Below are 20635 nucleotides of genomic sequence, written 5' to 3' on the forward strand. Positions count from 1 at the left end.
AACAATCTCAAATCCTTAATGGGAAAAAGGTTGTTTTACCAGCACCAGTTGATCCAGTTAACTTTTTACAGAAAAGGAGTGATGGATAATGAAAATTAGGGCCGTTATAGGTGGTTTTGCGGTTGCTAGTATGCTACTTACTGGATGTTCAATGATTAATGATAAAACAAGCGTAAAGCAAGTAAACGGATCTGAAAAAGTGGCGCAAGTCGTAGAATTTCCTTCTTCTAAATATCCAGAAACGGGCGCTCATATTAAAGAAGCCATTGAAAAAGGAAAAACAGATATTTGCACGATAGATCGAAAAGGGGCCGCGGATAGAAGGAAACAATCTCTAGCGGGCGTACCAACAAAAAAAGGATATGATCGTGATGAATATCCCATGGCTCTTTGCAAAGAAGGTGGAACGGGTGCAGATATTAAGTATATCAAGCCCGCGGATAATAGAGGGGCTGGATCGTTTATAGGAAACAAAGTGGATCATTTACCAGATGGATCACAAGTAAAAATTGTAGTTAAATAAAAAGTCAAAAAATTTCAAAAAACATCTTGATTAAAGTAACTTAATTCATTATAATAAAAGTAACCTAAATCAAATTACTACCAGGAAGGGGAACACATGAAAAAGCATGGAGGGAAAAGGGAGGGTGCTGGTCGTCCTACTCTGGGTATAACCAGAAAGGTTTCAGTTACACTTTCAGAAGAACATTGGAAACGTATAGAAGATAGTAAAAAACCATTTTCGGAATTCTTTAGGGAATTAACCCTAGAAAAATTCGAAAAATAAAATTGCAAAAGAAAAAGCCCTGTCAATGTCGGGAAACGGAGCCAGGACTCTTTCTATAACTTGTGATAATTTAGAAAGGATGGTTTGTAGTGTCAAACAATCTTTTGAAAATTACCAACGATGAGTCTATTTTAACATATCCTCATCGTGAATCGAAATCCCTCAAAAAATTTTACTCTCTCATTTCAGAAAATTACAAAAATATAAACGGATGGTTTGGTATTGAAGAAAGTATTTCTGATCAAATATGGTTTTATGGAACTATTTTTATAGCTATTTCGATAATAATTTTCATGTACATCTTTTCCGGTGGTATCTTTTAAATTTACAACGAGAGGAAGAATGTAAATGCAAGATTATATATGTGTAGCTTGTGGAAAAGAAGCGGAAGAAGGCTTTTGTTTAGGAAGATTATGCTATCACTGTATAGAGGAAGTTGTGATTTATACAAAAAAACAAATTGATGAAGAAAAAGGGAAGCACAAAATTTTAAATCATAAAAGAAAGGGTGTAAAGAAGTGACTGTAAGAATTAAAAACACATTGAATTTTGTTGGATTAGTTTTATTAAGTGCTTTGATTTCGGTAAGTTTAGTGAATTAATTGAAGGGGGCATTTAATAATGAGCCATATCGAAATGTTAAAACAGGGAGAAATTGAAATTGGAGCAACTGATAAAAACGGGAATGCATTAAAACAATTCGATTTCGTTGTTAAACAAGATGATGAGGAAGGAATCAGCATTTGTTGTATTCTTTACCACGGTGTAACAAAGGAATTTGTTGCAATGAGCACTTCTGATTGGTGGGTTCCTTATCAAGATTTACATGTAACTGAAAAGCTTGATCATGTCATAGCGATAGAATTTTTTGGATTGGAAAGAGTAGGCCAATACTGGGGGGTTAGAAATCAACCGTTTGAAAATATGCCAGTGGACCAGTTTGGCGCTCTTAATGAGTCTACAAATATTCTAGAAAAATTAGGTGAGGAACATAATGCAACGATCAATAAGGTGGATGGTCATTGGCATATAAAAATTGGTGATAAAGATTATAGCGATGAACGTCTAGGCGTTGCGGCTTGCTTAGCCGCTGTAAGTACGGTGAGAATATCAGCTTAATAACTTCATAATGGGGTGAACAGGTTGTACGTTTTCGATGTGCGGTATGTATTGGGTGGAGAAGAATATAAAAAGTCATGGCTCCTGGCTTGGCCAGAAGAAGGGTTTCAGTTAAGGAAAGACAATAATTCGGAGATAAAACAAATTTTAAGTGAAGAACACGGAAAAGAAGTGAAAGTTATAGAAACGGATTTAGAGGAATTTTAACCAAAAAAATTGTTAAAAATGAAAGGGGTAATTAAAATGTTAAATGTTATGTTGGATGAAACGGTTAAGGTAAAATCTTTAGGGGTTAAATCTCGTAAGAATAAAGGTACAAAATTTATGATACCTTTGAGTGAAACACAGTATGACCAATTGGAAGAATTGAATTTATATGAAGAAGAGATAAATATCATTGCTGCAGAATTGATTCGTGAAGGTTTAGAGTATGCTTATATGGATGATATTCCAGTACACGAATATGATCAAAGTGTATATGAAATTGTAAGTATTGAAATACCAGCTGGAGAGCGCCGCACATTAGAAATTTTGGCTAAAAAACACGGTTGCACTATGAGGAAAATGGGATATACAATCTTAAATTTTATGTTAAAAGCACAGTAAAAACACCCTATACAAAGGTATAGAGTGAATTTACAATAGGTATTCTGTTGGCAAATGATTTTTAACTAAAGGAATTTAGTCTGGTACACTAAATTCCTTCTTTAATGTTATAACAAATAAAGAATATAATTCAATAAATTTCATGCTTTCTTTTAAAAAAAGGAGAGTGCATCATGAAAAACATCTTGGTTTGTTATGATTCGCAAACAGGAAATGTAGAACGTTTTATTTCTAAATTAGGAATGAAAGCAATCAAAATAAAGGAAAATATGAAAATAGAAGATGATTTTATTTTCGTTACGTATACAACGGGATTTGGGCAAGTTCCAGAAAGAACATTGGGTTTCTTAAAAAGGAACCATAATAGGCTATTGGCCGTGGCTGCAAGTGGGAACCGTAATTGGGGCCAAAGCTTTGCGAAGAGTGCGGATATAATTGCAAACATGTACAAAGTACCCATAATTCATAAATTTGAGCTATCGGGTATGGAGCAAGATGTAAAAAGCTTTATAAGAAGTATAGATTTGTTGTTATGTTATCCTTAGATGTATACTTCTAACTAGGAAGGATGGGATCAGAGTGTCTACAGAACAAAAGGTAATACAAGAGTCATTGAAAAAACAATACAGTGAAGAATATAAGACGCTACAAAGAACATGGCATGGCATAGATCAAGAATTATTTTATACTTGTCGTTTAGCATACTGGACACAATGGGTATCATTCCACATTGAGCATTGCACATGGCTTTTAAAAGGAAAAATGAAACAACCAAAGCGACAAGAGTGTATAAAACAACGTCAATACTTATATGATTTGAAACATAAAGCTTTTAGTTTGTTGGCCCAAAGTAAATATGCGCAATTAAAAGCATTTATACCGCCTTTTCATCGTGAATTATGCAATGAGCATAAAATGCAGATCGGAAAACAACCAGTACATTTTATGTTAGAAAAAATGTATAGAGAAGTAAAAGAATGTTCTAAGTGTGGTGAGGGAAAAGAACATTATTATTCCTTATATGCTGTTGAGGTTAAGCATGAGGAAACTAATACTTTCTTTTTATTTCACGTACCGTACTTTAAAATCAAAGATATGGTCAAAAAAGATATTAGTACACTTCCAAAGCTTAAACGTTATTCGTTAGATATTGGCGTTACAGAAATTTCAAATATAAAAAGAGTTCCCGATGTATTTAGTTATAAGCTAACAGTCAAAAAATTTAAAGAAAATCTGGATGCTCTTTCAGATCTTATCAATAAAGATAAAAAACCAACTACGTTAAATAAACCAAAAGTATTAGGGAATACGAGATACAAAGAGAAAAAGAAATAAGCACCTATATAGGTGCTCTTTTTTTGATGTTTTTTCGAATATTCATAGCAATGGTTTGCTAATAGACTGATGTGTAATGGCAAACTATTACTATTGTTATGTATGATACATTCCACAAAAAAATTACAAAAAAGTTGCAATTTTTATGGTCATATTAATACATATGCACAAAGTTTATGACATATGCACAAATTATTGTGATTACGTATAGCGCTTTGGGATTTTGTCCATAATTACGGGTAAAGGCATAGTGAAAGGGATGTACATAAACAATGTGGGGAAAACCAAAGAAAAAAACAAAGTTAGCAAAATGGTTATTTGAACGCGGTTTGGAGCAAAAGGATCTGATAAGTGCTAGTGGAGTAAGTCGTAATACAGTTTCTAGGGCTTGTAATGAAAAAGACTATATTCCTAGTCCACAAGTGATGAGGAAATTAATTAAGGCTATTAGAAAGCATGATTCAAAGGTTGATATTAATGATTTTTGGAGTATGTAAGAAAAAGCTATTTATCTTTTAACAGATAAATAGCTTTTCTTGGTGCAGTAAATGAGATTATTCACTAATCCAATGGCTAAATTCTAATTTAGACCATCCGTTTATAGGAGTTCCAGGCTTGTGCGGTTTAAAGGGGGTATGCGGTCTATAGGGTCTATGTGGTGCATATGGAATATGGGGAGTATGTGGTGCTATAGGTCTACTAATAGACTCAATAGGAGATTCTGGATTCCATAAAATCACTCGACCTTCAGTATCAAGGAAAGTCCCGTTTATAACTGGGCCCAACCACTTAGCACTTTTAGCAGTAAATGCATTATTATCACATACAAAAGCTATCCAGTTCATATTTGTATCAAAAATATAAAATTTCTCTTCTTCGTCTATCCAAGCTACTAAATCACAATTTTGATTATATAACGGCTCCATATTGTCACTCCTACGTTTAAGATTACTAATATTATAGCACCTGTATTAAGTAATCTTAATTTTAATACCTTTTTTAACGGGGTTAGATGTAGAAGCATTTTTCATAGGAGAGAACATATTTATCAAACTGTAAATATTGGGCACTTGAACTACTTTTATATATTCACTTGTAATTTGATAATGTGTATCGGTAATCATAAGCACGATGGGGAATACTTTTTTATCTTGTCGTTGCCAGTGAAATTGTTGCCAAATGTTTGATAAATAAAACTGTTCATAGCGCTCTATTTTTGATTGCATAACTTTTTCACTGTATTGATTACGTTGAATTTCAATCATAAATGGAGTATTTCGGAATAAACAAAACATATCGCATTCAATTGTTCCTTTTTGACCGAATTTTGGTTCGATTAGTACGTTAGAAGGTGTATCATATTTCGTCAATTCTATATAAGTATCAACGATGGATAGGAAATGGGGGATTTTTTGGCTGTTGTCTTTTATTTTGGAGTCATACGGTGCGTAGACATAGGGCTGAAAAGATTTATAGGCACGGATATAGTTCCGATCTTGAAGGCGTTTTAAAACTAAATTACAGTTCGACACGGGATTTTTTAAATGTGAAAAGTGTAATGTAATAATCTGATCGCGACTTAAAACCCGGAAACGAATTAGATCGTTTAAAATAGCTTTATCACGTTTATTCATGGTGTTAATCCTCCATTAATCCAAAGATAGTACCTGGATCTTTTTTGTTGTTTACATGGGAATTTGGGCCTTTTGGATCGTCTTTCCGTTTAAAGGGAGATAGTAGTTTTTTTGCTTCTTCTACAGATAAAAAGGGCGCTTGAACTTCTTGGAGACTAGCAGCATCTATTTTAAATATCATTCGTCCGGGCTCATCAGAAGGGATGTTTTCAGCGCCGGGAGTACCGCTTATATCGCTGTTCGTTTTATCTTCTGAACGAAAACCCAACCTAGCGTTTAAAATCGCGCGTATGGCTGTATCTAGGCTCTTATTACAAGGGCGTTGCATAGACAAAATAAGAAACATCCCGTAGGCCCTTCCCAAACACGCATATTGTAACAAATCCTCTGTAATTTCTTTTTCTTTTTTCAATACAATTACCTCATCAATCACAAGTACAATGAATCCAGGTCTTTCAGATGCAGGAACGTCATTGATGTGACTTACACCGTACTTTTTTAATAAATTTCCTCGTTTATCAAGTTCGTTCATTAGTTTTTTCATAATAGGTTTAAATTGTCCAGGAGTATCGCAAACAGCTTTTACATGCTCAATGTTTTCGAAAATGTGAAATTCGCTTTTCTTTAAATCAACTAGGTACATTGCAAGTTCATGAGGCTTTTTCATTAAAACCCATGTTGTCAAAATAGTACGTAACATAGAACTTTTTCCGCTACCTGGGACACCGCTAATTAGTGTGTTTGGGGATGTAATTAGGGAGTATTTAATCCATTGGTTATATTTGTTTAGACCAACAATAACCGGTAATAGTTCATTACGCATTAGAAGTTCATTAAAGCTGTAATTTACGCTTTTCATACGTGTTGGGAATATACGTATTACGCAAGTTATAGAGCCTATTTCTAGCTCGATACTGTCGCCTAAATACTGTTTGAAGACATATTCCTTTTCGGCTAAATTCTTTGGATTCATGCCTTTTGGTATGGTAAAAATAATCTCCTTATGTGTCTCTAATATAAGTATTTTTTGGATAGTAGGGTAAATGTAAGTTTTGACATTTCCATACGTGATGTGAGTCAAAAATAAACTGGCTGAATGAAATGATTTTTTAGTTTGTTCCTCTAAATCGTTAATTTGATTTTTTCTTTTTATATAACTTTGGTAATTTTGCAAGGCCTTCTCTAATTTTGCTAACAATGAAATCCATCCTTTCCGATACCATGTAATAATTACCAGGACATAACAACCCTATTGGTAAAAATTACATGGTATAAAATTTTGGTTAAGAGGGCACTATGACTTCCCTCGGCCTTCCGCCCTCGTCGTCATAAACACATCTTTTATTTCCTGTTATTGCTACTCGTAACACGTTAATACATGGGTAACATTAAGTAGGTAGAGATTTAAGTTGCTGATAAGGTAATTTAAAAGCTCTTGCTTAGTCATTAGCCTATGCAGCGGTTGAGTAGGATGTAATTTGTCCGTGATAAAAAATAAAAGAGGTGAAGGAATATGATGGGGTTATTCGTGGTTCTTGGATGCACTTTGTTATTTTTCTTTTTAGCACAAATTACAACTTCCTCTGGTGGTTATAAACCGGATAGTGATGCACAACGTAGAAAATGTCAAAGTAAGTTGGAAAAGCAGGTTTATGATGCGCTTCGTTATAAAGGTTATCATCCTACAGTGCAGCAAAAAGTACCTGGTACACGCTATAAGTTAGACTTTGCCTTTTATTCACCTAATGGAAGAAAGTTGGATCTTGAAATTGATGGGCCATTTCATCGAGTGCCGGAAAACAGAAGAAAAGATAAAAGACGTGATGCTCATATGAAAGAAAATGGATGGTGTGTTATAAGAATATCGGATATTGCTTTGAAAAAAGGATTTGAAAAAGAAATCCTCTTATTAGAATCAAAGTTAAATGACATGGGTATACAATCGAATATAAAAACGGATATGATCTTATCCGAACAGAAATAAGGACGTGTGATGTAAATTATCATCATACGTCCTTATTTTTTGTGAAAAGTTTTGCCCAGAATCCTTGTTTTTTCTCCTGGCTAGATGCTATCAATTTTTGATCAGCATTAAGGGCCTGTATTTCTTTTTTTAGTTGTTCGTACTGTGCAGAAATGGTTTTATTTAATTCATTAGCTGTTTTTAGTTCCTGTAAGATTTGACGATTGGTTTCTTCTTGCTCCTGGAACCTTTGCATAAGTGCTTGAAGTGTTTGGGCGGCTTGTGGGCTACTCAAAAAATGGTCACTTTCTTTATGGGCGGGGGCCGCCCAATCGCTCATATCTTTAGAAAATTCCTCTGTAACAGTAGTTGCGGCCTTATCCTTTGGAATCTTTTGTTTTTTGGTTAGGTGCTTGTATTTTTCCAATGCTGATAAATCATGAGCGGTAAATGCGCGACTATCATTTGTGCCTTTAGTAAATTTATAACCGCTCACTTCTAGCTCACTACACCATCTTTTTAATGTACTGTGTGATATTTGGAGTTTGTCAGCAACTTCATGAGTCCAATAGGCTCGTTCTTGTTCGGATTCGCTCATATTTTTATACCTCCCGTCCAAAGTCGCTCATTTACATTATAGATTAAACAAAAAGGATCGCACATCCTTTAAATAAGGAGTGAGATCCTTTTTTCTAAAAGTCTTGGTCTTCTAAATCTTCATCGTCAAGAGATCCAGTAACCACCTTACTTGTAATTAATTGTCCCGACTTACCAACGTCTTTTAATAAATCATTTTCTAAGGATGTATTGTTATTCTCTTGATTTGACATAACAACAGATGGAGCTGGAGCTACTTGGATAGTAGATATTTTTCTAGTTAGCTGTTCGATGGCCTTCATCATATAATCTTGATTTTTTGAAACCTCAATGAGTTCTTCTTTTGCATCAAATGGCTCTTGACCTTTTAAGTCTTGTTCAACCAACTTTATAAGATATGAAGCTAATTGTTTTGAGCGGGCTTTTTTATCTAAGTGACTATATACTTTTTCACTCATCTTATCTGTTCGAAGGCCAAACACTTTTTGTCTTTCTTCCTTGCTAGTACGTCCCATGTGCTCCCTCCTTTCTTCTGGTGATATGCCTATTTAGATGCTTTTTGTAGCATTTCACCACGGCTTTTAACTTCTAGGCCATATAGGTTTAATTTACGAGAATCCGGCAAGAAAATATGATTTGCTTGTGCAATTTCAGCGCCATACATTTCCTCAATAACTTCACGGATGCTATCTTCTAGAATTGGAGCAACACCGCCGAAATAGATGTATTTGTATACTTTGTCAGCTGGTGCAGGCATAACATCTTGGATTTTTAAAATCAAAATGTTAGCAAATTCTTTTAAGGAAGACTTAATTTTATCAGTTAAATCAGTGCGTTTTCCACTGTTTCCATCGACCAATTCCATTTTAGGTTTTTGGTAGTTCTGTACAATAAATATCTCGAAAGAGCGCAGGTCATCGAAAAATTCTATAAATTTTTCTTTTCTTAGTTTTTCGATGTGTGATAAATAAGCAAGCTTATCAATTGATTGCATAGAATCTCGGTTTTTTGGTGCCTTTAAACCAGCTGGTGATAAAACAAGATCAATAGTACCGCCACCAATATCGACTAGTACAGTATCGTTATTATCAAACTGTTTTGCTTCCTCACGATCTTCTAATTCAAAAGTTTTCTTGATACCTAAACGGGCAATTTCTCCTTCAATGCGGCAAGCGGCTTTTTTTACATCAATATTTAAAGTGCGTTCTAAACCAGGAGTGTGAACAGATACGATATGTTCACCTGAAAAACGTTCTGACATAGCTGTTTGTGCTTCGCTAAATTTAGCCGTACGTTTTAGTAACCAGATAGGTAACATTGTTTGGAAGTATTCAATTTCAACAGTGTTATCATCACTTTCTCTTTCTTCATTATTAGCGTGATAATAAGCAACAGCAGCTAAAAACATTACATAAGGGATATGACTAGTAATTTTATCGTGTAGTTTATTAACATGATTATTTGCTAGCGCGTGTTTTGCAGCCTCTTCACCTACTAAAAAATATCTTTCTTTCTCTTCGCCCGGAATTGTTGTAGAGATTAATAAGCGAGAATCTAGATCTTTAGGGTTTCCAATTGCAGCAACAAAATGAGAATCAGCTTCATTTTTGCTGATTTCCACAACATTTGTAGGGATCTCAACATAAAAACCATCAATCAAATTCATATCAAGTGAGTTCCCGGAATCCTTATTCATCATAGAAATTTTCATTTTTTTCTCCACTCCTTTTTTATCTTTGTTAACAATATACCATAACTAAACTGTCAATGGAAGTATTTTCTTATTTAAGTTAACAAAAATATTTTCCGTTAAAACGCTTGTTTTATAAGGCTTTTAAGTAATTGTATTATTGTAGATTTCATATAATGTTAACAAAGATATAAAGTTAACAATCTGAAAAGTATAAATAAAGATAGGGGGTTGCAGGCTGGAAAGAAAAGGAGTATATTTGTACTAGAACAGAAAATTATTCGCACAATTTAGAAAAATAGAGACTTATTTACATAAATTACATAAATAAACAAATGAAAATATGAATTTTGCTAATGTCTAGTAGAAACAAAAAAGAATAAAAAAAAGCAATCTTGCTGATAACAAGATTGCTTCGGGAACAAGCTACCTTAACCATAGCTTGAACCAATTCCAGTTTAGTTCGAACAAACTGGATGTATATTATTATTTTACTTAATGTCTGGGTCTATTGTACCATGAAATTTGTTGTCTATGCAATAAATTCATAGTCAATTTGAGACACCTTGTGACATGAGAAAATTAATATACAGGTTCGAATATGAAGACAGATAGCTTGTGCTATCTGTCTTTTTTGTTTCTCCGAGAGAGGAGGAACGCAAGTGAAGATGTATCGACAAATATTTCAAAATCAATTTACAGAAGTAGCGAAACGTCAAGGAGATAAACAAGTAAATGGCTATGATAATGATCACGGTTTTACTTTTTTAAGTAATAATTGTGAAGATTTTAAAGCGGTTCGTACATATAAAACTTTGTTTGCAATGACTCAAGATACTACATATTACACACCTAACACATTTTATCGTAATGACAAGCGCAATAAGGCATCTTTACGCTGGTTAAACGCAATGGTCATTGATATAGACGCAAAAGGCGGCAATGAAGAAAATAAAGGTTTGACGGTTCCAGATGTATTAGACCGCGTTGAGTGCGCAGGGCTTCCAGAGCCTTCTTTAATTGTTAAAACGCCGTCTGGTGGGTTCCACGTCTACTTTTATTTTGCTGTAGCTAAAAGAGCCTATACAAAGACTATAGAGTTTTACGAGCGTATTCAGCGTGAAATTATCGCAGGTATCGGCGGTGATCCTGTTGCTGTTGGTGCAGAGCGTTATTTCCGTGTGGTTACAGATCAAAATACAGTTTATGAGTCTAATAATCGTATAGACTTCCAGGGGCTTATAGACTGGATGATCATCCAGCAAGAAGACCGTTCTTTCTTTAAAAAGGTAACAGTAGGACAATGTGATTTATTGTCTCATCCAGCTATTTTAAAGCTTCTACAAGGTGTAGAAGAAGGGAAGAGAGATAACACTTGTTATACGTTAGCTTTAACATTTAAAGCTTCTGGATACGCAAAGGAAGAAGCTGAAAATAAGCTTCGTGAATGGAATGCAAAGCTAGAAAAGCCTTTAACGGTATTAAAGGTAAAACAAAAGGTTCGTAGTGCGTTCCAGGGAACGAAAAAAGGGCCAGCGGCTTGCTATGTACGTGAATTATCGGGAATGTCTTTTTCATATCGTCCGTTTGAAGGGAAAAAAGAGCGTGAAGATCGTCAATATAGCCATATGGAAGAATGGGAAGCTGATATTTTAGCATATTTGGAGCAACAAAAAGGGGAAGTTTCGGGATCGCAACGCAATTTAGCAAAGGACATAGGAGTGCCCTATTCATCTTTCAAGATAGTTATAGGCCGTTTACAAGCGTCTGGACGCATTAATCTAATAGTTGAAGGAAAAGGACGTGGAGCAAAGACAACGATTGAATTAGTGGTCCAGGAGCAATCTATGAAACAAATTGAGGTTGAGAAAAAAAGAAATACAGATTCAGAGCCAATTGTGATGAGTACGCCTGTTATAGCCCTTAAAAAAAATGAGCCAAATCCGTATACACTTAAAGATACGGTGGTGGGTGGGAGCTTGGTAACGCCTGTTATTCAGATATCACCTAACTCTTATACTACTACTCTTGTTGATACTCTTTCGGCTTCTCAACTATCGTTTATTCAACGTGTTTCTACAGTTACGTGTTTCCCTATAGATCTAGTGGCCTACATCTATTCCTTTACTTTTACAGAGTTCCCAGAGCTCTCACATTCGTTTCTATTTGAGTTGTTAACGACAGGGAGTTTATATCTGTATACACGGATAGAGGACCTTCTAATGTACTTGTTTTATGAGATACAAAATTATTATGAAGATGTGGGATAAATTACATGATTACTTGTTGGGGGAGCGTAGTCCGAAGGCGAGGAAATGAGCTTGCGAATGACGAACCGAGGATTAAATATATAAAACCTATGGTAATTGAAATTATGTAGATATATGTCAAAATATGCCGAAATAAAACTTTCTAAAATTTTGAATATTAGTTGAAATATGGTAAAAAATATGGTAAAATACAGTGTATATAAGGTTACATTTTTAATCCTTTGTGTATACATTTAGGGCTACACTTAGGAGGTTCATCTAGATGTAATCTTAGCAAGTGAAGTATGATGTTCTGTTCATTGACAAGATTATAGGTTTGATAAGCATTTGGGGTTACATTTTTTGTATTAGTAATATTCTTATATAAATACGTGAATTTTACCCTGTTATCTATATCCTATTTCTCCCTATATTTCCTCTACCCGTCGCGACGTCCGAATATCTCGCCGGAACTCGAACTTCAATTGTTCGTTACTCTTGCGAATATCTCGACATTGTTACTACATTGACGGGAGGAAATAACATGTCAAAACAAGATGATCTTATACTCGAACTTACTGGAAAAATCGCAATGTTTACAGCTCCAATATGGATACCTGGAGGCATCTACTGGTATGCCTACAAGCATCCAGAACAAACAGACGCATTTCTCAAAATCTGGATGCCAATTGCAAAAACCACTGTATTATCTCTTGCTCTATGCATACTGTTTTTTATCGTAGCTGTTATTATTCGATACTTCTTACTTCGTAGACAGCAAAATAAAACATATCGGTATGTACGCTTAGTTCCCCATATTGATTGTGTGGAGAACATGGAAGTCATGAACACCTTGATTTATCAATTTCATGGGTATAGTCGCCCGAAATGGGTAAGATTTTTCAAGGGTAGAGAATGGTTTCATTGGTTAGTGCATCGAGATACAGACGGAATTGCATTTTACGTTGGATTTCCGGTTGATCGTGAAATTGGAATCCGAAAAGCGTTAGAAAATGCGTATCCAGCAGCTGAACTTCATCCGATTAGTAAAGGTGATATTCCTTTACCTAGAGGTGGAACAGTTGGAAAAATGCGTTTAACTAAAAAAGGATTAAATTCAGCCCTTCCATTAGCTATCTATAGAGGTCGCGATTATATGGGTGACACGCTCAAATATATGCAACCTGGGACGTGGCTGTCTTTGGCGGTATCTCCCGATTCGGGTTGGACTTTACGAAAGAAAATTCGTAAAGCAGAATATCGCCTGTTAAAAAAGAAGAAGCAAGCTGAACTTGGTTTAGACTCCTTCCAAAGAGAACGTTTAAAATCGATGACAACAAGGTTTCATGGAGGAGAAAAAGCTTTTCAAGTTTCAGTTTCAATCGAAAGTACACACGAAATTGCCGCAGCAACAATCAACTCAATAGCTACCTCAATATCTTCAGCGATGAATTTAGAAAATGGATTATACTTTGATCGCAGCAAAACACATATTCAATATGCGCCATATCCATTGTTTAGAGATAAAATGATATGGACTGGATCAGAGCTTGCAAACCTTTTGCACCTTCCAAACATGTATCACAATGTTGTTCAAGAATCCGTACCATACCTCGAAAAAGGGCAACGCATGTTAGATAAAGGTGAACTTGCAGAAGGGATCTCAATTGGTACACTACAACATCCAGTTATTCAAAATCGTCGCGTTTCCATTTCAAAACAACAATTCACAAAACATTTTGCCCTAACAGGTCGTACTGGTTCTGGTAAATCTTCAACAGCTATCGAAATCATTCAAGATATGATAAATGATTGGATTGAAAACCCTAATAAAGCGCCAGGATTTTCGTTTTTTGATCCAGCATCTGTAACAGCCCTCACTGTAATAAATCGCCTACTAAAAGCAGAAAAAGACGGAAAAAAAGTCGATTGGAACAAAGTTCATTACATTCGTTTTAAGGATACTGATTACCCTCCAGCTCTTAACCTATTGCATAGGAGTAAGGGAGAGGATACAAGTACCGTAGTTGCTAACATTATGAATTTGTTTCGAATTGCTTATCCAACGGGAGCAACGCCGCGTATGGATCGTATTTTAGAAAATTCATTGGGAAGCCTTTTAGCTGATAAGAAAAAGCATAGTGTTTTAGGTGTAGTACCATTGTTGACCTCTGAATTATTCCAAGCGCGGGTCCGTGCAAACTTAACAGGATTAGAAAATAGGGTTTATAAAGACTTCTGGGAAAAAGAAATACCAAAAAATATGGATGTTGCCATAGATCCAGTATTGAACCGTATTAGCCCATTCCGCACAAGTACGTATATGCGGCGCATGTTTGGGCGTACAGGATGGTCTTTAGAAATTAGAAAATGGATGGATGAGGGTCACATTGTCCTATTTGATTTAATAGGAATGAGCGAACAAGATACGACTCTTGTTGTAGGTCATATTGTGACGCAGTACCATCAAACAGCTATTAAACGCCCAGAAGGAAGTAAACTCCATATGACAATGATAGATGAGGCCCATTTAGTACAGATCCCTATATTACCGACTATCATCGCATTTGACAGAAAATTCGGACTTTCACTAGGCTTAATTACTCAATACATTGGTCAATTTGATTCAGAACTTCGTCTATCTATACAAGAAAACGTCGCAAATATTTTCACTTGTGGGCAGGGGAAAAATAGTGCGGCCGTTGTTGAAGAAATGGTTGCGGGTCGCTTTGAAAAACAGTTTCTACAAACGTTACCAGATCGTATTGTTGCTGTTAGTACGCAAACAGAACGTTTTGTAAATGGCAGATCACAATACGAATATACGACGTGTATAGTTGTATCCGATCCACCGTATATCTATTTGCCGAATGGCGAAATTGCTAATTATAAAGTGGAATCTGAAATGGCAGAAGCAAAATCCTGGGCATTAGAAAAAGCAAATGAACTTCAAAAAAGAGATGGAGATTATTATACAAAAGCAGATCAAGAAGTTGCAGAGTATTTAGGATATAAAGATGATGCCATTGCACTGAAAAAGGAAGCTCAAAACGAGAAAGTAAATCGGGTAGAAGAAAAACAGGGAGAAACAAAACAGATCGACTTGTCAAAAGTAGAACAGAACACTTCAAAAAGTATTATGGAAATAGAAGAAAAGAAAGAAAATATATCATTCTTCTCCCCGAATGAAGATACGGAACAAAAAGAAGAAACTTCTAAAAATGAAGTAGTGGAGGATTTCATTTAGAAAGCGGGGTCCAGAGTGGAAAAGGAAGGTATTCGATATTCAGAGGAAGACCATAATTTATTTTTAGACTTATACGACTATCTATACTTAGATGCACAATATTTAACAGACAATATTTATCCTGGAAGGGACATGAGCTATATATATCGGCGAGTCAATAAGTTAGTTAAAAACGGATATGTTCAAAAAATGAAACTTCCACTTCAAGAAATAACAACAAATCACGGGAATACGTACAGTGTTTATTCTTTAGCTAAAAAGGGAGTGGAAGAGGTCAGAGAGTTATTAGGAGATCACGTTTCTTGGGACTCTAGGTGGACTGATAGGACGCCTTTGTATGTGTACCATAGCTTGATGTTATCTCATATTAGCGGTGCCTTTCGAAAACACCAACATGAGCGATTCTTTCTCCATGAATGGATTAGTGAAAAAAGAGCCTTCTTTAATTATACGAACAACGCAACAGATGTAATTCGGCCAGATGGAGTTGCAATGATTGGAAACCAACAAAGCGGGAAAACATTTGGTGTATTAATTGAAATGGAACGTAGTAGAACAAGGAAGGAAATAACAAGATCAAAAATATTAAGATACAACTCATATATGGAGGAAGAAGGATATTTAAAACAAGATGTATTTGAAACGCAACCATCATCTATGCGAGTTGTATTCGTGAGTAGAAAAGAAAATGAAATGAAAAGACTTATGACGCATTCTAAAGCTTTAACGGGTCCGAATGGAGAGGTTCGAGAAACAGAAATACAAACACCCCACGTAGATGTGCTGTATACAACATATGATCGCTTCTTAGAAGATCCGTGGGGAAAGATTTTTTGGGCAAAGGATGCATTAAATCAAGATTCTCAATTTCATATCTATGAAAAAATTAAATGAAGAACAGGGAGGCTGTAATGGGAAAAAGAGAAGCGCCAAAAACCGTTGTACGCCGAAAGTTTATGAAAGGAGCTTTTTGGACCGCACTTGGTTTATCAATGTGTTTTTCTCTTGTCGCAGTAGTAAGAGCAGGTAATCATGAGGAAGTAAATGCAAAGAAACAGCCCGATAAAGTAGAAATGGAAGTTCAACAATTAGTAGGGGCTCAAACATTTGCAACTAATTTTGCGCATGAGTATTTTGCATGGGATAGTAGCGACGATGCGAAAAAGAAAAGAGCAGAGCGATTAAAACCATATCTGGCAGAAAAGCTGGATGAACAAGCGGGACTTAATTTTGAAGGAGTGGAGTGGAACTCTTCACCAGGAAAAATACAAGTTTGGGACGCTAAACAGCAGGGGAAAGATCAAGTATATATCACAGTTAGCGTACAACAACATTTGAAGAAAATTAACGCAGAAGATAAAACAGAGACTACGAAATATTTCATTGTACCAATGAAAACAGATGGAAAAGGATATGTTGTGAATGAAATCCCATATTATACAAATCCAGTAGGGAAGGCAAAAGTGACAGAGAAAAATGACTTTCGTGAAACACCGATTATGGATAGTGTAGTAAAACGAGATATTCAAGAGTTTTTAAATACATTTTTTAAAGTCTATACAACAGGTACAAATACAGAGCTTGAATATTACACAAAGGATAAGAAGATAAAGCCATTGCAGGAGGTGGTGACGTACCAGAAAATCAAGGATATGCGCGTTATACAAAATGGGGATGGCTACAAGATTGTAACAGTAGCTATTGTGCAAGATAATCAGTCAAAAGCAAAATATGAATATCCATTTACATTATGGGTAGAAAAAGAAAAAGGCCGTTGGACTGTATCGAAATTACAAAATCAATAGAAAAATAGGGGAGGAAAACAATTATGAATTTCGGTGAAAATATACAAAATTGGTTTGGAACACAAATTGGGGCGTTGTTTTTAGTTATCATTGGGGCGGTTGCAATTTATTTCTTAGTAAAACGTCAGTTTTCTCAATTCGTAGGCTTTTTCGTTTTTGCTTTAATAGTTTCTGTATTCGTATTTGCACCAGATACAGTTAAATCTTTAGGATCTAAATTCTTCACTACAATATTTGGGAAGTGATCCAATGAAAAATAAAGTATTGAAAACTTACAATTCTGTATGGCAGTTTGAAAAGCCATTGTATGGGATTTTAGATATTAGCTTGCCGATAGATGTCACCTATCGGCAAGCTGGTTTTTTCTTGGGCGGAGTAGTTCTTGTGTACTTATTAAATCAAATCCCCCCGCTTAGTTTAATTCATCTTGATCTAGTAGAATACCTTTTCATCCCTGGATTTTTAACATGGTTTTTTACAAAAAAGCAATTAGATGGGAAAGCACCACATCGTTTTATTATGAGAGTTATCCTATTCCATTTCGAAGAAAAGCAGAAAAATAGGTATAAAGCGGTGACAGTGCCAAAGAAACCATATTCATATAAAAGTGTTGTAACTTATCGGAAAATAGAAGCAATCCCAGAGGAGGAAATAGTGGATGATTGAATTTCCAATTAAGTATTTTGAAGGGGATCTAGTGTTTTCACAAGATGATTCATGTTGGGCTTACTATGAACTACCAGGATTTAATTACGATTTTACAAGTGGGGATGAAAAAGAAACGATTTTTAATCGTTTAAAGTCCTTTTTTTGGCAAATAGGATTAGACACTCACCTCCTTATTATTCCGAACCATCAGTCTATACGAGAGATTCACGAGCGTTTTAAAATTAAATTAAAAGGCCCGTTAAAAGATGCAGCGACGCGTCACACGGACGATGTGGCTAATCAATTAGAATCTCTATTGGGGTATGAAGGGACAGAATATAGGTTTTATGTTGGTGTAAAGCTCCAGAAGCCAGATGGCTTAAAAAATTCACTTTGGAAAGATATGAAGAATGCTTTTAAAGATTTTGTTCAAGGTGTACATGAGGCAGTAAATCTTGATATGCCAACGATTAGTGAAGATTTAATTGATCGTTATCGTAAAGTAGAACGTTTAGCTTTTAATAAAGTATATGGGCGTTTGAAAGGAGCACGAATTTCAGAAGATACGATACAATTTTTAATTCGTCGCAACTGGTATCGTTCTATAGAAAAGCCACCAAGATTAGAATGGAATCCCGTTTATCTTAAAGAAGAAGAGGAAAAAACAAAGGTCCGTCGTCCAGTACAATACGACACGTTACGTTTAACAGAGGGGTTAGTTGATGAATCACCAAAGCGTAGCTTAATTTTAAAGCAAATGTTAGGAAAAGAAGAAAAGAAATCCCATGTAGCATTTCTAACAATGAGCAATGTACCACATGAAATGTTGTTTCCAGGGAATGAATGGTTATACATGATTCAAACTATAGATTTTCCAGTAGAAGTAAGCGTAAGAACAGAGACAATAGAAAATCGTAAGGCGTTATCTATTGTACGAAATAAACAAAAGGAATTAAAGGATGTAGAAAGTCATGCACGTGAGACAGGGCATGAGCCTAGTTTACATGTGCTACAAGCAAGACAAGAATCATATGAGTTAGAGGCATATTTACAAGGAACAAGAAGCCCTGTATTAAAGGTATCTATTGTACTATGCGTATCCGCAGAAGATGAAGATGAGTTAAAACGGCGTACGGACACAATTAGAGATATGTATGATGATATGGGGATTAAAATAGAGCAACCTTATGGAGATCAATGGTTACTTTTTAATGAGTTTTTACCAGGTGCGAAACGATATGTCAAAGATTATACGCATTATATGGAGCCGGATACACTTGCTGGAAGTATGTACGGTGCAACACAACAACTAGGAGATGGAGAAGGATTTTTTATTGCTACACACGGTTATCTAGACCAACCAGTGTATATGATTCCAAACCGTGCAGCGCAAGGTATAAAAGGTTCGAAAACAAATGCGCTTGCAATGAGTTTTTTAGGGTCGCTTGGTGGAGGTAAAAGTTTTGCGAGTAACTTAATTACGTATTTAAGTGTTTTGGGCGGCGCGAAAGCACTGATTATTGATCCGAAGTCAGAACGTGGAGAATGGAAAGAAAAGCTTTATGAAATGAAAGATCAAATTAATATCATTTCTCTTACATCGAACAAGAAGAATGCTGGAAAACTTGATCCGTTCATTATTCATTCAGACCGTAAAGAAGCGGAATCATTAGCGCTTAACACTCTAAGCTTTTTAACTGGTGTAACCGTACAAGATGCGGACCGTTTCCCTTATCTTTCTAGAACAATTACAGAGGTGGGAAGTAGTGAAAAACCATGCATGAATAAGATTATAGAAACATTGCTTCAACATGAAGATCCAGAGGCTAGAAAATTAGGGGTTCATATAGATTCTTTTAAAACATTGTCGTTCGCTCACCTGTTATTTAGTGACGGAGAAGTAGAAAATGCGATTCAATTAGAAACAGCAATGAATATCCTACAAATTCAAGATTTGGAGCTTCCCGAAGCACATAAACCGCAAGAGAAATATGAACCGGGTGAAATGCTATCGGTTGCAATGATGATCTCAATTTCTTCTTTTGCCTTAAAATTCGTAAAAAGTGATAGAAGTCAATATAAAGTGGTGCTATTAGATGAGGCCTGGGCCGTTCTGAATACATCGCAAGGAAGACAATTGGGAATGCAGATGGTTCGTGCTGGACGTTCAATGAATGCAGGGATTTATTTTGTTACACAAAACGCAAATGACTTATTAGATGAAAAAATGAAAAATAATATCGGTATGAAATTTGCATTTCGTTCCACTGATCCACAAGAGATTAAAAATGTATTGCAGTTTTTTAATTTACAAGAAACACAGCATAACATTGATACATTAAAAGAATTAGAGAACGGCCAATGTCTGTTCCAGGACATTTACGGACGTGTTGGTGTGATTAGGGTTAACGCTCTATTCAAGGATTTATTTGATGCATTCGACACAAGACCACCAGAAGAAAAGGAAACAAAAACAGAGGATAAAGAGGGTGTATTAACGTGAAAAAAATAATCGCGTTATTCATATTGATGGTGGTTGCTATCACGGGATGTGGTAGCAACACAACGTCTAAGACAAGTGAAGAAGCAAGAGATTTTCCTGTTAAATGGGCTAATGCGATGGTTCAAAGAGACGATAAAACTAGAGATAGTATGATTATTAAAAAAACGTCAGCATTAAACCCAGATAATAAAAAGAAAAATAGTTTAATCATAAGAAATTATGAATTAATTGAATGGAAAGATTCAGCTACACATTACTATTATCGTATCTCATATGTTGATCCAACAGATAACAAAAAACGTGTAGAAGATATGGAGATTGAAGAAACAAAAGAAGGATGGAAAAAGCCTGATTTTAGCAGTCTAAGAAATTTAGATGAAACTATTGCGAAGAAAAATCTAAAAGAGGTAATTGTAAGGGAGTGGGATGATAAGTGAAGCGTTTCCTTGCTT

General features: G+C 35.4%; 25 protein-coding genes. 19 read left to right on the forward strand and 6 right to left on the reverse strand.

Going from position 1 to position 20635, the window contains the following annotated elements:
- Positions 1-130 precede the first annotated feature (130 nt).
- From MHH27_RS31710 to MHH27_RS31755, 10 genes are all read left to right on the forward strand, one after another.
- A complete protein-coding gene (locus MHH27_RS31710; RefSeq protein WP_445688932.1) occupies positions 131-523 on the forward strand; it encodes a NucA/NucB deoxyribonuclease domain-containing protein in 393 nt (130 codons plus the stop codon).
- A 96-nt stretch (positions 524-619) separates the two neighbouring features.
- Entirely contained in the window at positions 620-787 is a 168-nt protein-coding gene (locus MHH27_RS31715) for a CopG family transcriptional regulator (RefSeq protein ID WP_088048174.1), read from the forward strand.
- Positions 788-876: 89 nt separating this feature from the next.
- Positions 877-1110, forward strand: coding sequence for a DUF3961 domain-containing protein (locus MHH27_RS31720; protein WP_319618216.1), 234 nt, complete (start codon positions 877-879; stop codon positions 1108-1110).
- A gap of 25 nt (positions 1111-1135) precedes the next feature.
- A complete protein-coding gene (locus MHH27_RS31725) occupies positions 1136-1309 on the forward strand; it encodes a hypothetical protein (RefSeq protein WP_319618215.1) in 174 nt (57 codons plus the stop codon).
- Positions 1310-1408: 99 nt separating this feature from the next.
- Positions 1409-1906: a hypothetical protein gene (locus MHH27_RS31730; protein WP_340946092.1), complete on the forward strand. Its 498-nt coding sequence runs from the start codon at positions 1409-1411 to the stop codon at positions 1904-1906.
- Positions 1907-1930: 24 nt separating this feature from the next.
- Complete coding sequence (locus MHH27_RS31735; protein WP_098110930.1) at positions 1931-2113, forward strand: hypothetical protein; 183 nt, start codon at positions 1931-1933, stop codon at positions 2111-2113.
- Positions 2114-2149: 36 nt separating this feature from the next.
- A complete protein-coding gene (locus tag MHH27_RS31740) occupies positions 2150-2512 on the forward strand; it encodes a hypothetical protein (RefSeq protein ID WP_242243622.1) in 363 nt (120 codons plus the stop codon).
- A gap of 182 nt (positions 2513-2694) precedes the next feature.
- Positions 2695-3057 (forward strand): class Ib ribonucleoside-diphosphate reductase assembly flavoprotein NrdI, encoded by a 363-nt coding sequence (gene nrdI / locus MHH27_RS31745; RefSeq protein WP_097877697.1) that lies wholly within the window; start codon positions 2695-2697, stop codon positions 3055-3057.
- Between the two features lie 34 nt (positions 3058-3091).
- The gene (locus tag MHH27_RS31750) at positions 3092-3847 is read left to right on the forward strand and encodes a hypothetical protein (RefSeq protein ID WP_340946103.1); all 756 of its coding nucleotides are present in this window, start codon (positions 3092-3094) and stop codon (positions 3845-3847) included.
- Positions 3848-4119: 272 nt separating this feature from the next.
- Positions 4120-4344, forward strand: a complete 225-nt coding sequence (locus tag MHH27_RS31755; RefSeq protein WP_098709642.1) for a helix-turn-helix domain-containing protein — start codon at positions 4120-4122, stop codon at positions 4342-4344.
- 57 nt (positions 4345-4401) lie between these two features.
- Here MHH27_RS31755 and MHH27_RS31760 read toward each other — a convergent pair whose 3' ends face one another.
- The 3 genes from MHH27_RS31760 to MHH27_RS31770 are packed head-to-tail and all read right to left on the reverse strand — an operon-like array spanning position 4402 to position 6679.
- Positions 4402-4773: a 4-fold beta flower protein gene (locus tag MHH27_RS31760; protein WP_340946108.1), complete on the reverse strand. Its 372-nt coding sequence runs from the start codon at positions 4771-4773 to the stop codon at positions 4402-4404.
- 45 nt (positions 4774-4818) lie between these two features.
- Positions 4819-5481, reverse strand: a complete 663-nt coding sequence (locus tag MHH27_RS31765; protein WP_340946109.1) for a hypothetical protein — start codon at positions 5479-5481, stop codon at positions 4819-4821.
- A 4-nt stretch (positions 5482-5485) separates the two neighbouring features.
- Positions 5486-6679, reverse strand: coding sequence for an FtsK/SpoIIIE domain-containing protein (locus MHH27_RS31770; RefSeq protein ID WP_340946111.1), 1194 nt, complete (start codon positions 6677-6679; stop codon positions 5486-5488).
- A gap of 315 nt (positions 6680-6994) precedes the next feature.
- Between MHH27_RS31770 and MHH27_RS31775 the strand changes: the two genes are divergently transcribed.
- Entirely contained in the window at positions 6995-7465 is a 471-nt protein-coding gene (locus tag MHH27_RS31775) for an endonuclease domain-containing protein (protein ID WP_340946114.1), read from the forward strand.
- Between the two features lie 22 nt (positions 7466-7487).
- On the opposite strand, the gene MHH27_RS31780 is transcribed toward MHH27_RS31775, so the two are convergent.
- The 3 genes from MHH27_RS31780 to MHH27_RS31790 all read right to left on the reverse strand — a co-directional run bounded on the left by MHH27_RS31780 (position 7488) and on the right by MHH27_RS31790 (position 9752).
- On the reverse strand, positions 7488-8042 hold the full coding sequence (locus MHH27_RS31780) for a MerR family transcriptional regulator (RefSeq protein WP_098661275.1): 555 nt from the start codon (positions 8040-8042) through the stop codon (positions 7488-7490).
- A 94-nt stretch (positions 8043-8136) separates the two neighbouring features.
- Complete coding sequence (locus MHH27_RS31785) at positions 8137-8556, reverse strand: hypothetical protein (RefSeq protein WP_340946121.1); 420 nt, start codon at positions 8554-8556, stop codon at positions 8137-8139.
- Positions 8557-8585: 29 nt separating this feature from the next.
- Positions 8586-9752, reverse strand: a complete 1167-nt coding sequence (locus MHH27_RS31790) for a ParM/StbA family protein (RefSeq protein ID WP_098709653.1) — start codon at positions 9750-9752, stop codon at positions 8586-8588.
- Between the two features lie 647 nt (positions 9753-10399).
- Here MHH27_RS31790 and MHH27_RS31795 point away from each other — a divergent pair.
- The 8 genes from MHH27_RS31795 to MHH27_RS31830 all read left to right on the forward strand — a co-directional run bounded on the left by MHH27_RS31795 (position 10400) and on the right by MHH27_RS31830 (position 20620).
- Positions 10400-12001, forward strand: coding sequence for a primase C-terminal domain-containing protein (locus MHH27_RS31795; protein ID WP_340946187.1), 1602 nt, complete (start codon positions 10400-10402; stop codon positions 11999-12001).
- Positions 12002-12524: 523 nt separating this feature from the next.
- Positions 12525-15227, forward strand: coding sequence for a helicase HerA domain-containing protein (locus MHH27_RS31800; RefSeq protein ID WP_340946126.1), 2703 nt, complete (start codon positions 12525-12527; stop codon positions 15225-15227).
- A gap of 15 nt (positions 15228-15242) precedes the next feature.
- Positions 15243-16121 (forward strand): replication-relaxation family protein, encoded by an 879-nt coding sequence (locus tag MHH27_RS31805; protein ID WP_340946128.1) that lies wholly within the window; start codon positions 15243-15245, stop codon positions 16119-16121.
- A gap of 17 nt (positions 16122-16138) precedes the next feature.
- Positions 16139-17032 carry a conjugal transfer protein gene (locus tag MHH27_RS31810; protein WP_340946131.1) on the forward strand — a complete coding sequence of 298 codons (894 nt, stop codon included), beginning with the start codon at positions 16139-16141 and terminating at the stop codon, positions 17030-17032.
- A gap of 23 nt (positions 17033-17055) precedes the next feature.
- Complete coding sequence (locus MHH27_RS31815; RefSeq protein WP_088048157.1) at positions 17056-17277, forward strand: hypothetical protein; 222 nt, start codon at positions 17056-17058, stop codon at positions 17275-17277.
- A 4-nt stretch (positions 17278-17281) separates the two neighbouring features.
- The gene (locus MHH27_RS31820; protein WP_340946136.1) at positions 17282-17698 is read left to right on the forward strand and encodes a TcpE family conjugal transfer membrane protein; all 417 of its coding nucleotides are present in this window, start codon (positions 17282-17284) and stop codon (positions 17696-17698) included.
- Positions 17691-20183, forward strand: a complete 2493-nt coding sequence (locus MHH27_RS31825; RefSeq protein ID WP_340946140.1) for an ATP-binding protein — start codon at positions 17691-17693, stop codon at positions 20181-20183. The genes MHH27_RS31820 and MHH27_RS31825 overlap by 8 nt, the downstream gene beginning before the upstream one ends.
- Positions 20180-20620 (forward strand): hypothetical protein, encoded by a 441-nt coding sequence (locus tag MHH27_RS31830; protein WP_319618201.1) that lies wholly within the window; start codon positions 20180-20182, stop codon positions 20618-20620. The genes MHH27_RS31825 and MHH27_RS31830 overlap by 4 nt, the downstream gene beginning before the upstream one ends.
- Positions 20621-20635: the final 15 nt, after the last annotated feature.

It is taken from the genome of Bacillus sp. FSL L8-0152, from assembly GCF_038006365.1.
Taxonomy (GTDB): Bacteria; Bacillota; Bacilli; order Bacillales; family Bacillaceae_G; genus Bacillus_A; species Bacillus_A cereus.

Bases quoted from the DNA above. Each gene is read 5' to 3' on its own strand.
- MHH27_RS31715 (WP_088048174.1), top strand. From the start codon at position 620: ATGAAAAAGCATGGAGGGAAAAGGGAGGGTGCTGGTCGTCCTACTCTG.
- MHH27_RS31765 (WP_340946109.1), bottom strand. From the start codon at position 5,481: ATGAATAAACGTGATAAAGCTATTTTAAACGATCTAATTCGTTTCCGG.
- MHH27_RS31710 (WP_445688932.1), top strand. From the start codon at position 131: ATGCTACTTACTGGATGTTCAATGATTAATGATAAAACAAGCGTAAAG.
- MHH27_RS31730 (WP_340946092.1), top strand. From the start codon at position 1,409: ATGAGCCATATCGAAATGTTAAAACAGGGAGAAATTGAAATTGGAGCA.
- MHH27_RS31760 (WP_340946108.1), bottom strand. From the start codon at position 4,773: ATGGAGCCGTTATATAATCAAAATTGTGATTTAGTAGCTTGGATAGAC.
- MHH27_RS31740 (WP_242243622.1), top strand. From the start codon at position 2,150: ATGTTAAATGTTATGTTGGATGAAACGGTTAAGGTAAAATCTTTAGGG.
- MHH27_RS31780 (WP_098661275.1), bottom strand. From the start codon at position 8,042: ATGAGCGAATCCGAACAAGAACGAGCCTATTGGACTCATGAAGTTGCT.
- MHH27_RS31800 (WP_340946126.1), top strand. From the start codon at position 12,525: ATGTCAAAACAAGATGATCTTATACTCGAACTTACTGGAAAAATCGCA.
- MHH27_RS31775 (WP_340946114.1), top strand. From the start codon at position 6,995: ATGATGGGGTTATTCGTGGTTCTTGGATGCACTTTGTTATTTTTCTTT.
- MHH27_RS31725 (WP_319618215.1), top strand. From the start codon at position 1,136: ATGCAAGATTATATATGTGTAGCTTGTGGAAAAGAAGCGGAAGAAGGC.
- MHH27_RS31790 (WP_098709653.1), bottom strand. From the start codon at position 9,752: ATGAAAATTTCTATGATGAATAAGGATTCCGGGAACTCACTTGATATG.
- MHH27_RS31825 (WP_340946140.1), top strand. From the start codon at position 17,691: ATGATTGAATTTCCAATTAAGTATTTTGAAGGGGATCTAGTGTTTTCA.
- MHH27_RS31810 (WP_340946131.1), top strand. From the start codon at position 16,139: ATGGGAAAAAGAGAAGCGCCAAAAACCGTTGTACGCCGAAAGTTTATG.
- MHH27_RS31795 (WP_340946187.1), top strand. From the start codon at position 10,400: ATGTATCGACAAATATTTCAAAATCAATTTACAGAAGTAGCGAAACGT.
- MHH27_RS31755 (WP_098709642.1), top strand. From the start codon at position 4,120: ATGTGGGGAAAACCAAAGAAAAAAACAAAGTTAGCAAAATGGTTATTT.
- MHH27_RS31785 (WP_340946121.1), bottom strand. From the start codon at position 8,556: ATGGGACGTACTAGCAAGGAAGAAAGACAAAAAGTGTTTGGCCTTCGA.
- MHH27_RS31820 (WP_340946136.1), top strand. From the start codon at position 17,282: ATGAAAAATAAAGTATTGAAAACTTACAATTCTGTATGGCAGTTTGAA.
- MHH27_RS31815 (WP_088048157.1), top strand. From the start codon at position 17,056: ATGAATTTCGGTGAAAATATACAAAATTGGTTTGGAACACAAATTGGG.